The organism is Nostoc sp. PCC 7524 (assembly GCF_000316645.1).
Taxonomy (GTDB): Bacteria; Cyanobacteriota; Cyanobacteriia; order Cyanobacteriales; family Nostocaceae; genus Trichormus.
This window is the reverse complement of the sequence record NC_019684.1, coordinates 3,886,900-3,901,460: the sequence shown is the minus strand read 5'-3', so window position 1 is coordinate 3,901,460 and position 14,561 is coordinate 3,886,900. Positions and strand designations below refer to the sequence as shown.

The following is a 14,561-nucleotide window of genomic DNA, read 5'->3' as shown; positions in this document are numbered from 1 at the left end:
TTTAATGTAATCTTTCCGGTTTGGTTCGGTACCTGCCAACACCCCCTAATTGTTAAGATATATCCTATATTTAAGGATTGCCCAATTTTTCAGAGTTTTGACTTTCAGGTAGTTGCTGTGGCTGTGTCTTGTTGGCATCCTCCAACGCCTGGGCTTTCATCGCTGCTAGTTCGCCATCAACATCATTAGCAGTTGCCAAGGAGGCAAATTGTTTTTCTAAGTCGTTACTATCAAGTTGACTAATTGCTTCTGATTGGGCTTCTATTTGTAAAACTTTTTCTTCCATGCGCTCAAATGCACTCAAGCTGCTAGTAGCGGAAACTTCACTGAGCATATCTTGGAGTTTATAGGAGGCGGCGGCGGCACGAGCGCGAGCAATGTACATATCTTTTTTAGTTTTCGCCTCAGAAATTTTTAACTCTAGTGTCCGCATATCCTGCTTGAGCCTGACTACAATATCATTTTGCTGTTGGATTTGGTTAGTTAAAGCTGTGGCAGTTTCCAGATAGGCGTGGCGTTTAGTAAGGGCTTCTTTGGCTAGAGGTTCATTGCCTTGTTGTAGAGCCAGTTGGGCGCGACGATACCATTCTTCGGCGGTTGACTGGGCGGATGCGGCTTGGCGTTCAGTGCGTTTTTGGGTAGCGATCGCCTGGGCTACTCCCTGGCGCAATAGCAGCAAGTTTTCCTGCATTTCCATGACGGTTTGTTCCAGAACTTTCTCTGGATCTTCGGCACTGCCTAGCAAACTATTGAGATTAGCGTTGACTACTCTCACGATCCGCTTGATCAATTCCATGTCGGCTCTCCACTCAGATCCCTTTGGGAAATTGAAAATTTACAAAAATTAATGTCGAATTCAGGGTAGCGACGGTTAACAGGCAGGCTAGATTGTCAACGTCTTACCCATCCTATCTTAAATTTTTGTCCCTCATGGCTGCTGTACCCTAGCTGGAATGCCCTTGGCTTGTAATTGCTTGAGCCGTTGTTGCGCTTCTGCTTTTGTTTTAAGAGCGCCCAGATAAATTAATTTTTGATTATTTGATAGGTAAGCGTCTGGAACTACCTGTCTAGCAGCCGCCAAAGAACTCGCCCCTTGATTGTCTGCCACTATGTAGTAACGTCCATCTGCTGCTGGTTTGATTTCTGTATTTGCCTGGGTTGGTGTAGCGGTAGGTGTTGGCGGAGGTTGTGGGGTAGGAGATAGATCGATTGGTGGTAAAGGTTGCAACTGTGGTAAAGGATTGATAGCTGGGGGAATGACTGGTGTAGGGATAGTAACAGGGTTAGATGGGGCTATAGGTGTTGGTTGAATTTTAGGTTGTAAGCCAACTATATCGTTAGGATCTCTGACTTGTGGAAATTCTTGAGCAGCTAGGTTGGGATACTTAGGTATAGGTGTGAGTTCTGGCTGTGGTTGGGGCTGGGAGTTGGTGCTAACTACCTCTGAATTTTCGTCACTGGGTGCTGAGTTACTGTTAAATAATCGACTGAAATTAAACTGGGGTAAGCTTTTTGGGTTAAATACCACATATCCCAATGTCAAACTTGCTAGTAGTAACAGCAACATGGAGCCTATACCCAAGGGTGATAGCAGACTATCGTTAGAATTGCTGGGTTGGTTCTCAGTTTGTGGTTGTTCATCCGTCAAACTACGTAGTAATGCTTCACTTGATTCTAAGTAGTCATCTGGTTGGGTAGGTGTGTCATCGGCTAGCAGCTTGTCATTCTGATGAGTTTGGCTAGTGGCAGGAACTATGCTACTAGCGGCATCGGGGGGAGGTAGGGGAATTTGTGTATTCGACTCAGCCGCAGTAGGAATCTGAGGTGGTTCTGGTGGTAGTGGTGCGGTTGGGGTTTCAGTAACAGGTGTAGGGGTTGTATGGTTTCTAATTTCTACAATTGGTGCCTGAGTATTAGCCACTGTGGTATTTTTGGGAGTCACCTCTTGAGGATGATTATTGATGTAACTATTCACGGCAGGTTGGCTGGCTGCCCTCACTCCCATGCGTGTGCGTCGGTAACGGGCTAATTCTTGATCTAACTGCACTTCTAAACTAGCTAGTGCTGCGGCTAATGCCGGCTTGAGTGTGGGTGTTTTAGGCGATCGCGTACCGGAATCCATCAGGGGGTTTTGACTCATTGCCTCTGTGCCTCCAACGTAGACTGCTGGATTAACTGTAAATACTTTTGTGCCAATCCTAACGAAAATAGTTGATTAGTATAGATCCCAGAACCAATTTCTATTGTGGCTATGGTTTGGCAAGATGTCTTGGAAATCAGTTAATGATATTTTAGGTGTTCTAGAACAGCAAGCTAAATGGCGGGAAGAACCATTTCAACTTGTGCTGCAATGCTGGGCAGAAATTGTTGGCACTGCGGCGGCTAAACACTCTCGTCCATTATCCATGCAGCGTGATGTTTTGCGCGTGGCAACTTCTAGCGCAGCCTGGGCGCAAAATTTGACATTTAGTCGGAGAACACTACTTAACAAGCTCAATACCAAACTGTCTGTGTCTTTGCTGGATATTCGCTTCTCTACTGCGGGATGGCAACATTCTCCAGAGATAGTAAAGCCAGAATCAACAGTATTACCTACAGAACATCCCAGTTATTTAGGTGATAGCGACAGCTACCATACTGATATTCAACCCACTGGACAAAATGCCCATCAAGCTTTTGAGTTTTGGGCTAAAACTATCCAAGTGCGATCGCAAAGCTTACCTCTTTGCCCTCAATGCCAGTGTCCCACACCCCCCGGTGAACTTCAGCGTTGGAGTGTTTGCGCTCTTTGTAGTGCTAAACAGTCATCTCATAATCTGTATGAGGGCAGAGGCTAGGGAGAAGCAGAGGGGCAGGGGAGCAGAGGGGCAGAGGAGAATACTAATAGTTAAGTTTTTGCCCAATGCCAATGTCCTACCTACGCAAGTAAGTTTGGCTTACGCCACGTAAGCTATCAGAAATCAAAGCAAACTGCTATGTATTGTGTATAAATAATCTATTTTTCGTATTCAAATTTACCTATCTATTTGCTCGTATCTAGATTAATTAAGCAGATTAATGAGCTAAAATTAGGCGTTTGAGGGATTAATTGAAACTTTCCTATAAATATAAACTTTTCAATTTACCGTTGATCCCCATTTAGTTATAGGCAATAATTTATATGTAACCACTACAGATATCATTGAAAAATATAACACAAATATAAAAACAATCTAAAGTTATTTTTGGCAATAAAAGGCTATGACCTAGATATAATCACGGATTTTGGGTTCTCTACGTATTTATATCTAGAAGGAAAATATAGGGACAGAAATTAGCCCTAAACGGCATTAAAGATGAACCCAAATGAAACCCATTAATTATTTGACATCTGCCTGTCGATATTGTCGCCATTACAAGCCAGAAGGCCGCCGTGGCGGAATGTGCCAACAGTTGGGCGCTCCAGTGCAAGCAGGTTGGAAAGCTTGCTCTCTAGCGTTACCACCTTTTGCGCCTTCTTGGGAAACTTTGGAAGATGCTTGGAGTTTACCAGATGCTACACCAGTTTTAAATACATCTGATTGCCAAATATCCAATTTAGACAATGCTGCGTTTGTTCCTACTCAGGAAAAGACTGCCTCCACTTCTGAACAAACAAAAGCCGAGACAGTATTTATCTAATCACCCATAATATTACCTGACTCAGTTAGCAGTCTGCGTAAGATTAAGATTTGCTTTTAAAATTTCTAGTGCTGTACAGTTCAACCTCGGAAAGAATCGCACTCTACCTAGAGATGCGATTCTTTCGCTTTAAGGTAGCCAAGGAAATTCCCGAAAATTCGGCGGACGCTTTTCTAAAAAGGCTTGCTTACCTTCAGAACCTTCTTCTGTCATGTAATACAGCAAGGTGGCATTCCCTGCTAGTTCTTGTAAGCCAGCTTGTCCATCACAATCAGCGTTAAATGCCGCTTTTAAACAGCGAATGGCGATTGGGCTTTTTTCTAAAATTTCTTGCGCCCATTTAATTCCTTCTGCTTCTAATTCTTCAACTGGGACAACACAATTGACTAAACCCATTTCTAAAGCTTGTTGAGCATCATATTGACGGCAGAGAAACCAAATTTCCCGTGCTTTTTTTTGTCCAACTATCCGAGCCAAATAGCTAGCACCAAAACCACCGTCGAAACTACCAACTTTCGGGCCAGTTTGCCCAAAAATGCCATTATCGGCAGCAATAGTTAGATCACAAATTAAGTGTAGGACGTGTCCACCCCCGATCGCATACCCCGCAACAAGGGCAATCACGACTTTCGGCATGGAACGAATCAGGCGTTGTAAATCCAAGACATTCAACCGGGGAACACCAGCCTCATCTACATAACCAGCTTGTCCACGCACACTTTGATCACCACCCGCACAGAACGCATATTTGCCATCAGTATGAGGTCCAGCACCCGTAAATAAAACTACGCCAATGGTGGTATCTTCACGAGCATCACAAAAAGCATCATAGAGTTCAAAGACTGTTTTGGGACGAAAAGCATTACGTTTATGGGGACGGTTAATGGTGATTTTGGCGATACCGTCAGTTTTATGATAAAGGATATCTTCGTAGGTTTTAGCTGTCTGCCAATTGATTTGCATGGAAGTGAAGTATACTCTGGTGCTTGAGAATTTTATCGCGGACTTAGGGTATTGCGATCGCTTGAGGATCTCAAAGCTTTAAAATCAAGGTTGTGCGACGTGATTCGATTTTGTACAAATTATTCCAGCAATTTCCAGGTTTGCTGTTTGAATTGGTTGAACAACCACCAGAAGCAGCACGCAAAACTGACAATGACTATTTAATGTACAACATGGAGCTAAGCGGATTCGAACCGCTGACCCCTTCAATGCCATTGAAGTGCTCTACCAACTGAGCTATAACCCCATCAAGGATATTCAGTTATCTCACTTGAAATAGTCTATGCCACTTTATGCCACAAAGCTATATGCCACTACTAACTATTTCTTATCTATAACCATCAAACCATTGAGATTACTTATATATATTGCTGTCATACTTAGTATATAAATAACAAATAGATATAGTGGAAATGATTATAAATAAAGGGTATGAATTCAATATTATTAACCTTAAAATTAGTGTAATAAGGTTAAGGAATTAATAGGAGAATATATTAAAATCTATATAAAAGCACTCAAATAAAATCCCTCCTTAATATTCTCTAATTAAGGAGGGATTTTATTAGTAATTCACTCTTATCAGATTCTCTAACAAGAGAGTTTGCTCTCATCATCTTCAAGGATAAGAGAAGATGCCTACTTTCTACCATTATTTATTGATATATTAGATGTGTATATATAAAGGTAAATTGATATGACTAAATCAAAGAAATCCCGTATAGATATGAATATCGAAACTGGTCGAAAGCATCTATGGTTCTATGAGGCTTCTAAGAGAGGAATTACCCTCACCAGTCTGATTACCTTAGCAGTAGATAAATATATTAAAGAACAGATTATATAAATAAAGGGGACTAGAAATAGTCCCCTTTAAAGGAGAAATAAAATGAATAATTTAATTAAATTAAGAACTAAGATTATTGATCGCTATCCTAATGCTAACCTAACAACTCTAGAAGAATTAATTCAATTAGTAGAGAAGCATGATATTAAATGGGTTCCTAGTAATGAGGGTAATGGTGCTTACTTTATTATGAGCCAACTTAGTATAATTAAGGGATTGGATTCAGATGATTATAAGAAGAACTGGGTTAATTTAACAGGGTCTTTTTCACAGACCTCGTTAGAATCCTTAGCAGGTAAGGCTTTCAAATTAGAAGGTAATCAGCTAGCTAAGTTTAAAATAACTTGGCGGGAAGTATGGGGGGAGAGTTTAGGCAGGATTAATTCATTATGGGTTGGGGATTGGGAACACGCTTATAGCTATTTAGTACAAGGTAAGTCAAATACAGCTAAAGAGTTTCAATCATTAGGTGCTAAGTCGGTTATTAAAGCAGTAGAGAGTGATATAAGTTCAATAGATAAAGTAACTAGAGATATCATATATAAATCTGGATGGAGTAATGAATTAGATTTACAAATAGCTTTAACCTATTTAGCCTCTCATAGTCCCTTTAAGTTAACCCCTGAATATGCTGTAGAAGATTATCCTGATAGTAAGACTGAAGTTAGAAGGTTCGATTTATTAAGAGTCCAACCCCATAAAACCAAGGGTAAAATAGTATATTGCTTTGAGTTAAAGAAAGATATTATAGATTTATGCAATGTTATTACCACTATAGAAGCTAAGAGATATACTCAACTACTTAAAGACAGATTCAATACTGATAATATTAAATTCTATTTTGTAGCACCCTTTGGTGGCACTGGTAGAGCTTTTGAGAAAGTTCAGCAATACTTAGATGTAGAAATATGGACAGCACAAAAGATGTCTTATTTCCTGCTAGAGAAAGTTAAAACATACCATCCCAGAGATAGGTACTTTGTTGAAAGGATACTACCTCAAATGGATTTGGTTAAAAAGTTATTAACCTTACCTACCTTACCTACTAGCAATAAAGCGATCGCATAAGAATAAATACCTATAAACAATAAAAGACCCTCCTAGTTCATTAACTGGGAGGGTTTATATTTAGTTAATCATTGAGGTGGTAGGTCAAGTGTCTTAAACTAGGTGGCACGAAGTTCTACCGAACCTCGTGAGGTAGCAACCCTCACTAAGTTAAAGTTGACATCTTTACCTTCGGTAAAGGTGGCAACCCCCTTTCTAGATAACTGTATATAATAAGAAAAAGGGTTGCCACCTTTATTGATTAATAGTTCAGTTAAATAGTAAAGTTTATTATCTTAGTTTAAGTATCTCTTTCTTTAGCTAGAATTCTTATTATAGGTTTTATTTAGTGAGAGGTTCTGAGAGTACCTAACCTCCTGCCTAAAGTCTTTAAACTCCTCATTAAGAACAGTTACTTTATGGTCTACATTCTCAATAGATTTAATAATCCTAGATGTATTCTCATTAGATTGAGTGCGATGAGATTCATATTCAGTATTCAATCTATTTAAGGTATCAGAAATGCTTTTAAGAGTTTCAGCCTCTATCTTTTGTTTATGTACCCATTCCTGAAACGCTTCCCTTAGACCTAACCACTTAGCTAATAATATCAACCCTATTAGGGATAGTATGATTCCTAATCCTACTCCACCCGCTTGTAGAATTACTTGGTCAATTATCCTATCTTGGGTTGTGGGACTAGCACTAATAAATGTCTGTTTATTGGGAGTTTCTAATTGATTTTCATTTACTCCTGTATTAGTATTGGACATGATAGCAAGTTTATTCTAATAAATATATAATTTAAATGGATACAAACAAACCCCTCTACCTAATGAAGTAGAGGGGTTAAATTATTTATTAAATAGATCTTTGACTAATATTTAATCTAACTGTTAGGTTGTCCCCAGAGGAATCTATTGCTGATAAATCTAATACTCTCACCCTGCATCCTGCTCCAATAATTACTGGAGGGAATGGGGCTGTTACATAGCTAGTTGCTCTAACTGAAGAAACATCAGGTAAGCCTTCTGCAAAAGAGTATCTTAGGGTAGTAGAGGCAGCTTGCTGGATTTGTGTAACCATTTCACAGATAGGATTGAGGAGAGGACTTTCTACCCTACAAATCAATCTTCTACTACCTGCCACAGCACTACTAACTAATTGGGCATAAATTAAATTTACTCTCCATTCAGTATTAACAGGAACAGTAAATACCCTATCACTATTGTTTAGTGAGGTATAGCTATCAGATGAGGAATTAAGGACAGTAGCAACCCAATCACTTTGAGGAGTGCCACTCTCTCTAACTAGGATTACACTATCAGCATAACGGCCATTTGTTAAAGGATATCTCATAAATTTTAGTATTTTATTTAAATGAATTTTATTTATATAAGGATATTTAGGACTTTACCCAATAGATTCCACTACCATTAGAGCCTATGAAAACTTCCCCAAAAGTTTGTAAACTAGCACCCATACAGTTAGGGTTATTGGCTATATAAAGGTCATTTGTATCAATCAGTTCCCAAGTATCTCCTAAATCAACAGACTGATAAATACCCCATATATTATTACGAGAACCAAAAGCATAGGCAGAATAGCTGGCATCTCCGGGTACTTCTGAACCTTTACCAAGAGCTGCAATTATTACTCTATCAAACCCGGTTATGGGGGTAAAAGTAGTCCCTCCATTTAAGGATTTAGACAATTTAACTGCTCCGCTTTCTGTAGAATTTGAGTATATCCATATATGTCCTTCTTCTGTGGGGGAAGATAATACACCTTGATATTCGTAATAATTTCTTAACCCTATTGAATTGTTGACTAACTGCCAAGTGTAATCAGGAGTTGAGGTTGATCCATTCCAAGTAGCCACCCATAATTGAGTATTCCTTACGTAATAGAACTTATTCCCATTTACTCTATCTGGTACTAAGGTGAACTTCCAACTGAAATCAGCATAGGTGTCTCCTGCTGGTTTAGTTGTAGAAGAACTTAAAATAAAGCTATTACCATTATCTACAGTTAAGCTTGGTTCTCCATTAGTTCTACTGACTAAGAATACTCCAGGAGTAGTTGCTGAGTAAGCTATTCTAGGGCATTGAGAACTTCCATTAATGTTAGGAGTTGATGCAAATATTCCTGGAGGTAGTGTTGGAGTAATTGACCAAGTACTACCAGCATCAGAACTAACTAAAAGAATATTACCAAAGGGGCTAAAGTTCCTAGTCCCTGATAGAGCCATATATCTAGGTTGCTGCATACAGAAATCTACAGTACGAGTGTAGTTAGTTCTATTCTCCTGCTGCCCTAGAGTATTGTAATAATCATCTACGAATAAAGGGTAGTTATTAAATCCTTGTTAATGGACGTAAGCTCCTAAATCAGCATGACCTGAGATAAGGGGAGGAATATTATAATCCTCTTGTTTAGGAGGGCAGAATAAACCTAAAGTTACTAATAACTCTATATGTTTAATTAATAGATTAAAGTGGGGAGAATTACTTCTAGTATTTGTTGATTTATAAACCGCAAACCAAGTAGAGAAATAAAGCTCATCAGGCTTATTACTAGGAATATGCCTGTTATAGGTGCAGTCTGCTGTCTCGGTAGGAGTATAACGAGCATTAGGACTTGGAGTAGACCAAGGCATAGTTTCATAAGTGTAAACTATCTCATTCCAGGTAGAACCCTCATCAGTAGTCCTAAATATTCTCTGCTTACCCCAATTACCTAAAGTAAATACAGTAACTTCTAAAGGGTCAAAAGGAGAGACTGCAATACCTCCAAATCCAGTAGAATTAATCCCTAAAGTAGTATTATTATAATCAGTAAATTCACCAGTGGTAGGATTAAATTTACAGAATCCTGTGGTATGTGTTATCCAAATAGTTCCATTAGGGGATTGAGTAATCTTATTAACCCTGGTAAGCCCAGTAGGTTGAGAAGGAACCTTAGTCCAAGTTATCCCCTTATCTGTTGATTTATATAACCCCGCATCCTCTGTGAGATAAGGTCTTACAACTGTTCCATTAAATAAGGTATAAGTTAAATCTGATAAACAAGCATAAACTACATCAGGATCTATTAAATCAATCCAGATAGCTCTAATAGCTTTAGCTACGTGCCATGAAGAAAATTGAATATAAGGAGTACAGGGAATTAAGTTAGCTTGAACCCAATCCCCTGTATTCTGCCCTCCATTAAAAGTAATCCAAATCCCTTCATGGTGAGTAGCTACAACAATATGATTATTATCATGAGGAGATATTTGAATCATTGGGCCAGTGCGTCTATGAGAATGATTAGCCCCTATATAGACATCTAACCCTAACTTAGTCCAGGTATTACCCTTATCAGTTGATTTTAAAAAGTCACCCTTTACTCCTTGGGTAGCATACTTCCCTGAAGAGATGTATACAATATCAGGATTAGAGGGATCTAAGGCTAAATCTTCAATACCATACTGATGCCCAGGACTCCCCTCAAAGAAAGGAAATTTAGTAATCAGAATCCAACTTTCATTTATAGGATCAAATCTATAGGCTCCACCGACATCAGTAAAGCAGTAAAGTAAATCAGCCTCCAGTGGGTGACTCCTTAAGCCTAGTACAAAACCTCCAGCACCTATAAGAACTGTATCTGATTTATAGTCTTCCTTGGGATTAAACTTATTGGAAATTAATCCCAATCCTACTGATAGTTTCATTCAAATTAACCTTTATAAGCTATAACCTTTCCATAACTTAATGTGAATGCAGTAATATTTCCATAAAGAACAAACCCAATGGGTAAGTTTACATTTACTGCTGGGGAGGTAGTATCACTGCAAGTTAAGTTAGAAAATCTAGCTAGTTCTAATATTTGAATAGCTACCCACAAACCTGTCTGAGGGGAAGTTGTATCTACAAAGGTATGCCCTTTTTGTCCAAGAGATACCTCATTCAAGGTTTTAATTGAATCTACAGTTGTCTCTGTAGCTAGAGGGAATGGCTCATTAGTTATAGTAACTCTCTGTTCAGTAATATAAGGGTCAGCTAGAGTTCCTGTACCTGTAGCTTTTAGATAAATATTCTTACCTAAGCCATCTTTAACTTGTATATTAGTCATATTTATTATTATTAGATTTTAATAATAGCGTTGCAAACAATACTAGGTTGAATATTGTTATGAGAGCCGTTACCACCTTGAGGATTAATAGTGATTCCAGTACCTTGAGAAGCAATACTAATATTAGTTCTACTTCCGAATATTCCTATATTTGTACCTGAATTTGCTACTAATTGAACACCATTAGCATTAGTTGCAATATAAGCTTTATTATTCTGGTCTTCCCCTGCAATAGCTACGTTCTTATTAGTAGTAAAGGCATCTGTAAGCCCATCATCAAAAACTCCAGGTCTACCAATCCAAGCATATATATTATGAAAATGCCCTGGATCACTTATTCCATGACTATGACTTGGATCATTAACAGAGTGGGAGTGTCCTAGATCATTAATTCCATGAGAGTGAGAAGGTAGTTGAGCAACGTTTAAGGTTACGCTTTCTTCACCAAAGATCTGACCAAGTAATCTATTAGTTAAGCCACTACCTTGACCTGCACCAACGCTAACTCTACCTCTCTTGTCTGGCACTCTAAACCTAGTACCAGATTGACCAAAAGTGTAACCAATTGCAGCAAACAATGTAGGGTATTGAGAAGGTTCATATAAACTACCATCACACCATAACCAACCAGAAGGGAGAACACTACCCCAGAATTCCATTCCAGTACCAGAAGGAACTATCTGTTCAACGGGGATGGTTCCAGGGCTGACTCTATCTATTATTTTGTCTCTTAAATCAATTACACCACCTGATACTGTTCCTCCACTTGTGGTAACTATAGCTAGAGGAAAGCATTCATTAGGTAATTGAGTGGAGGATTGAACAGCACCATTACTTCCTACAAATATATAGTTAGTAGCATTATTAGCAACTGAAATAGTACCTGGGCTAATGGTAGTCACAACACCATTACTTAGAAGTACAGCCCCTCCTAAATAAGAAAAAGCCAACCCTGTAGTGTGGCTGACTTTTAATCTGTCATAGAAGCTGTAGAATCTGGATTTTATTTGAGTAGGGGCATCGTCTAAATACTCATCAATTACTTTGGGGCCTCTGCCTATAAAATCCTGTCCATCTGGTATAGGATATGCAATGGCATTAACATCCTCAGCAAAGAGGGGTTGTCCATTTTGGAATACTTTTCTTGTCATATTAAGTTGGTTAAATACTATTAGGGAATTCTTTGTAATTCAAACCTAGCGACAGTAATATAATGGCTAGTCGGTGGAGTATCGTGATATGCGCTAACCCACAGGTTAAGTTGTTGACCAGCTACTAAATTAAGCATGACACTACCTGTTGCATACATCCCAGTTTCATCAAAATTAGTAAGCTGCTTTTCGTCAAGAAGTACATCACCTAAACCAGATACACCTAAATACAAAGAAACTCTACCGTATCCCGTACTAGAGCCATCAACAATGCAGCCTACCAGACCATTAATTATGTAGGTTCCAGACCTACCTACAGGAATTACTGCTACTCCTGTACTCGCGTTAAATATAGAATTAGTATCTAAAGTAGGTGAAGCGTAGTTAGTAACAGCAGTAGCTACATTGTTTGGTATTGTCTGAGTAGTACCTTTACCAACAATTAACTTGGGTGTAAAGGCTTGTGTTACGTACTGAGTAGTGGCAATAGAAGTATTACTACTACCCCAAGATGGAGTAGGAGCAATAGGATTACCTGTTAAATTAGGGCTAGCTAAATTAGCTTTTAAATTTAAACCAGCATCTACATAGGTTGTATCAGCCTTTAGAGCTAAACCTTCATCAACATAAGATGTATTAGCTGCCCTATTATTATTGCTTCCAGCAGTCTGGTTAGGTACTATAACATTGCCTGTAAAAATAGGGCTATCAATATTAGCTTTTAAATTGATATTAGAGTTAACAGTTTGGATAGCATCATATATAGCATCTTGAGAAGCTGCCAATCCCGAACCATCCCAGGCAACCCCATAAGGAGTATCATCCCCCAAGATTAAATTACCATCAGGTTCCACAGGAATGAGCATCCAGTTATTAGTATCTGTTGGTAAAACTCCAGTAATAGGGGTTATACTTTTTGAGATGTAAGTTCTATTTAAGTAATTAACTAAATCACGATATTTATAAGTAGAGGCAGGGTTAAAATTACCTTGAGGGAAGGGTCCACCAATACTTTGAGCTAAATTAGGATTATTGGCAATAATTTGAGCTACCCTTAATGCTCCAGTATCTAGTACATCATTTACCATTCCAGTAGGTGCTAGAGAAGCAAACTGTACATCAGCTAAGTTAGGTACTATAGCATAGAAATCTAAAAGGGCAGGCTCTATTAAGTTACCTTCTGCATCAGTCTTAAAGAATTCAAACCTATAAGTTACCTTCTTAGTCTCTGATTCATTTAAAGTAATATTTAGAACCCCATTAGTAATATCAAATAAACTAGGTTCTACTAATTGAATGGAGTCCGGATTAGCAGCAATATCTATTAGGTTGCCAGTAAGAGTAACCCTTAATTTACCCGTGACAGGACTACCTCCTGAATCCAAGAGTGTTCCTAAAATCTGAGTCATATTGTATTAATTAATATAAAATTTAATTTAAGAATTTAAGTAAGCATTAATGACAGAAGTAGGGAGTTTAATTCCTGCTCTATATTCATAGAAACTACAGAATCATCAAATATAACTTCGGATTTACACCAACAAGGACCGAATAGTTTATTTAATTTCTCTACTAACTTGACTTCAGGAGTTCCTTGATAAGAACTTCGTAGGTAAATGATATATTTAAAAGCCAAACTGCCTAATGGATCTACTCCTAATTTAGATTGACCTAATATGAAATCACCCATAGTAGCAATGTTATGAGGGATTTTAAAGCAAATTAATACAGTAGATAAACATTCCCTACTACCTTTGTTAGACCATATCCTTTGGTATGAACTAGCTATTAAGTTTCTTTTAAAGTTATCTTGCCATTTTCTATCCCAATACTCTCCCGTAAAACCACATAAAGGTGCTAAGAAATCTAACCAATTAGCATCACAGGTAAGAGGATTAAGCTGTCGAGGTAAATCATCAATTCTAGCTTTATTGTTAACTAATAATTCATCCCAGAATGCTGTTAGATAGTTAGCGATCGCATTCTCTTGATAAACCTCTGGAAGTCTTGAGAAGATAGGTCTACCTGTCTGCCACGCGATTTGCGTTTGCATTAAACCTCACCCCCAAAAGGTCTACATTTCCAGCCTTTGTGGTGATTTCTCTTTCCTTGTGCGACTCTATGTAAACAAGAAACAGAAATATTATTCTCCCTACAAAAAGCGGATAGACTTGTAACAATTTGTTCTTCCATAAGAGAAGAGGTTACTACCCACTTCTTCTTTGAATTAGCTATACTAAGTTTCTTCCTTTCTTCTTCTGATTTAATCCTACCTGTATTAGCTAATCTAATCTTCTCCCTTGTTTCTAGAGAAGGAGATTTACCTTTATAAGATTCACTGAATCTCTTTCTAGCCTCCTCTGAACGAGTCTTACCTTTATTGGAATTTCCAATTTTCTTTTTAGTTTCCTCAGAATGTTTATAACCTATTTTACTACCAGCAGTAGGGCATATATTGTATTCGGGCTGATAGGTATCTAAATAAATTTGCTCAAAGTCTGTTACATACTTATTATAGATCCATTCTTCTTTAGGAATTATTTCTAAGATTTTAAATTCAAAACTATCCCCACCATATTTATTCCAAGCTCTTTGAAGATAAGGGGAGTGATGTTTATTTAATCTTAGATAGTATTTATGGTTATACCACCTATGATTAAAACTTTTAGTAGCACTTCCAATATAAGATTTACCATCAATCTTGTTGATGATGGCATATATACCTGTAGTCATATTAA

Annotated in this window: 16 protein-coding genes, 1 tRNA gene and 1 pseudogene; 5 read left to right on the top strand and 13 right to left on the bottom strand. The window is 38.1% G+C overall.

Annotated elements, in window-relative coordinates; translation table 11 throughout:
* Positions 1-70 precede the first annotated feature (70 nt).
* On the bottom strand, positions 71-796 hold the full coding sequence (locus NOS7524_RS15725) for a PspA/IM30 family protein (protein ID WP_015139467.1): 726 nt from the start codon (positions 794-796) through the stop codon (positions 71-73).
* Positions 797-928: 132 nt separating this feature from the next.
* Positions 929-2,140, bottom strand: coding sequence for an SPOR domain-containing protein (locus tag NOS7524_RS15720; protein ID WP_015139466.1), 1,212 nt, complete (start codon positions 2,138-2,140; stop codon positions 929-931).
* A 124-nt stretch (positions 2,141-2,264) separates the two neighbouring features.
* On the opposite strand from NOS7524_RS15720, the gene NOS7524_RS15715 reads away from it, so the two are divergent.
* Positions 2,265-2,837 (top strand): DUF721 domain-containing protein, encoded by a 573-nt coding sequence (locus tag NOS7524_RS15715; RefSeq protein ID WP_015139465.1) that lies wholly within the window; start codon positions 2,265-2,267, stop codon positions 2,835-2,837.
* A 508-nt stretch (positions 2,838-3,345) separates the two neighbouring features.
* Positions 3,346-3,660 (top strand): hypothetical protein, encoded by a 315-nt coding sequence (locus NOS7524_RS15710; RefSeq protein WP_015139464.1) that lies wholly within the window; start codon positions 3,346-3,348, stop codon positions 3,658-3,660.
* A gap of 129 nt (positions 3,661-3,789) precedes the next feature.
* On the opposite strand, the gene menB is transcribed toward NOS7524_RS15710, so the two are convergent.
* Positions 3,790-4,623 (bottom strand): 1,4-dihydroxy-2-naphthoyl-CoA synthase, encoded by an 834-nt coding sequence (menB, locus tag NOS7524_RS15705; RefSeq protein WP_015139463.1) that lies wholly within the window; start codon positions 4,621-4,623, stop codon positions 3,790-3,792.
* Between the two features lie 92 nt (positions 4,624-4,715).
* On the opposite strand from menB, the pseudogene NOS7524_RS29520 reads away from it, so the two are divergent.
* Positions 4,716-4,802, top strand: a pseudogene (locus NOS7524_RS29520) (DUF2887 domain-containing protein); the annotation flags it as partial.
* 34 nt (positions 4,803-4,836) lie between these two features.
* Here NOS7524_RS29520 and NOS7524_RS15700 read toward each other — a convergent pair.
* Positions 4,837-4,909: transfer RNA gene (locus tag NOS7524_RS15700), tRNA-Ala, on the bottom strand.
* A 450-nt stretch (positions 4,910-5,359) separates the two neighbouring features.
* Between NOS7524_RS15700 and NOS7524_RS30095 the strand changes: the two genes are divergently transcribed.
* Both NOS7524_RS30095 and NOS7524_RS15695 read left to right on the top strand, forming a co-directional pair.
* Positions 5,360-5,509, top strand: a complete 150-nt coding sequence (locus NOS7524_RS30095; protein ID WP_015139462.1) for a hypothetical protein — start codon at positions 5,360-5,362, stop codon at positions 5,507-5,509.
* A 42-nt stretch (positions 5,510-5,551) separates the two neighbouring features.
* Positions 5,552-6,577, top strand: a complete 1,026-nt coding sequence (locus tag NOS7524_RS15695) for a hypothetical protein (RefSeq protein ID WP_015139461.1) — start codon at positions 5,552-5,554, stop codon at positions 6,575-6,577.
* 296 nt (positions 6,578-6,873) lie between these two features.
* On the opposite strand, the gene NOS7524_RS15690 is transcribed toward NOS7524_RS15695, so the two are convergent.
* From NOS7524_RS15690 to NOS7524_RS27860, 9 genes are all read right to left on the bottom strand, one after another.
* Positions 6,874-7,329 (bottom strand): hypothetical protein, encoded by a 456-nt coding sequence (locus NOS7524_RS15690; RefSeq protein ID WP_015139460.1) that lies wholly within the window; start codon positions 7,327-7,329, stop codon positions 6,874-6,876.
* 88 nt (positions 7,330-7,417) lie between these two features.
* Positions 7,418-7,915: a hypothetical protein gene (locus tag NOS7524_RS15685; protein WP_015139459.1), complete on the bottom strand. Its 498-nt coding sequence runs from the start codon at positions 7,913-7,915 to the stop codon at positions 7,418-7,420.
* Between the two features lie 46 nt (positions 7,916-7,961).
* Positions 7,962-8,825: a hypothetical protein gene (locus NOS7524_RS15680; RefSeq protein ID WP_015139458.1), complete on the bottom strand. Its 864-nt coding sequence runs from the start codon at positions 8,823-8,825 to the stop codon at positions 7,962-7,964.
* 99 nt (positions 8,826-8,924) lie between these two features.
* Entirely contained in the window at positions 8,925-10,271 is a 1,347-nt protein-coding gene (locus tag NOS7524_RS15675; RefSeq protein ID WP_015139457.1) for a WD40/YVTN/BNR-like repeat-containing protein, read from the bottom strand.
* A 5-nt stretch (positions 10,272-10,276) separates the two neighbouring features.
* Entirely contained in the window at positions 10,277-10,672 is a 396-nt protein-coding gene (locus NOS7524_RS15670; protein ID WP_015139456.1) for a hypothetical protein, read from the bottom strand.
* Between the two features lie 11 nt (positions 10,673-10,683).
* Positions 10,684-11,823, bottom strand: a complete 1,140-nt coding sequence (locus NOS7524_RS27865; RefSeq protein ID WP_015139455.1) for a phage tail protein — start codon at positions 11,821-11,823, stop codon at positions 10,684-10,686.
* Positions 11,824-11,843: 20 nt separating this feature from the next.
* Complete coding sequence (locus NOS7524_RS15660; protein WP_015139454.1) at positions 11,844-13,232, bottom strand: hypothetical protein; 1,389 nt, start codon at positions 13,230-13,232, stop codon at positions 11,844-11,846.
* Between the two features lie 35 nt (positions 13,233-13,267).
* Positions 13,268-13,876 (bottom strand): phage tail protein, encoded by a 609-nt coding sequence (locus tag NOS7524_RS15655; protein ID WP_015139453.1) that lies wholly within the window; start codon positions 13,874-13,876, stop codon positions 13,268-13,270.
* The gene (locus NOS7524_RS27860; protein WP_015139452.1) at positions 13,876-14,556 is read right to left on the bottom strand and encodes an NUMOD3 domain-containing DNA-binding protein; all 681 of its coding nucleotides are present in this window, start codon (positions 14,554-14,556) and stop codon (positions 13,876-13,878) included. The genes NOS7524_RS15655 and NOS7524_RS27860 overlap by 1 nt, the downstream gene beginning before the upstream one ends.
* Between the last annotated feature and the right edge of the window lie 5 nt (positions 14,557-14,561).

What these genes read in the sequence shown, in the direction of transcription:
- NOS7524_RS15725 (WP_015139467.1), bottom strand. Translation starts at nt 796, where the DNA reads ATGGAATTGATCAAGCGGATCGTGAGAGTAGTCAACGCTAATCTCAAT.
- NOS7524_RS15720 (WP_015139466.1), bottom strand. Translation starts at nt 2,140, where the DNA reads ATGAGTCAAAACCCCCTGATGGATTCCGGTACGCGATCGCCTAAAACA.
- NOS7524_RS15715 (WP_015139465.1), top strand. Translation starts at nt 2,265, where the DNA reads ATGTCTTGGAAATCAGTTAATGATATTTTAGGTGTTCTAGAACAGCAA.
- NOS7524_RS15710 (WP_015139464.1), top strand. Translation starts at nt 3,346, where the DNA reads ATGAAACCCATTAATTATTTGACATCTGCCTGTCGATATTGTCGCCAT.
- menB (WP_015139463.1), bottom strand. Translation starts at nt 4,623, where the DNA reads ATGCAAATCAATTGGCAGACAGCTAAAACCTACGAAGATATCCTTTAT.
- NOS7524_RS30095 (WP_015139462.1), top strand. Translation starts at nt 5,360, where the DNA reads ATGACTAAATCAAAGAAATCCCGTATAGATATGAATATCGAAACTGGT.
- NOS7524_RS15695 (WP_015139461.1), top strand. Translation starts at nt 5,552, where the DNA reads ATGAATAATTTAATTAAATTAAGAACTAAGATTATTGATCGCTATCCT.
- NOS7524_RS15690 (WP_015139460.1), bottom strand. Translation starts at nt 7,329, where the DNA reads ATGTCCAATACTAATACAGGAGTAAATGAAAATCAATTAGAAACTCCC.
- NOS7524_RS15685 (WP_015139459.1), bottom strand. Translation starts at nt 7,915, where the DNA reads ATGAGATATCCTTTAACAAATGGCCGTTATGCTGATAGTGTAATCCTA.
- NOS7524_RS15680 (WP_015139458.1), bottom strand. Translation starts at nt 8,825, where the DNA reads ATGCAGCAACCTAGATATATGGCTCTATCAGGGACTAGGAACTTTAGC.
- NOS7524_RS15675 (WP_015139457.1), bottom strand. Translation starts at nt 10,271, where the DNA reads ATGAAACTATCAGTAGGATTGGGATTAATTTCCAATAAGTTTAATCCC.
- NOS7524_RS15670 (WP_015139456.1), bottom strand. Translation starts at nt 10,672, where the DNA reads ATGACTAATATACAAGTTAAAGATGGCTTAGGTAAGAATATTTATCTA.
- NOS7524_RS27865 (WP_015139455.1), bottom strand. Translation starts at nt 11,823, where the DNA reads ATGACAAGAAAAGTATTCCAAAATGGACAACCCCTCTTTGCTGAGGAT.
- NOS7524_RS15660 (WP_015139454.1), bottom strand. Translation starts at nt 13,232, where the DNA reads ATGACTCAGATTTTAGGAACACTCTTGGATTCAGGAGGTAGTCCTGTC.
- NOS7524_RS15655 (WP_015139453.1), bottom strand. Translation starts at nt 13,876, where the DNA reads ATGCAAACGCAAATCGCGTGGCAGACAGGTAGACCTATCTTCTCAAGA.
- NOS7524_RS27860 (WP_015139452.1), bottom strand. Translation starts at nt 14,556, where the DNA reads ATGACTACAGGTATATATGCCATCATCAACAAGATTGATGGTAAATCT.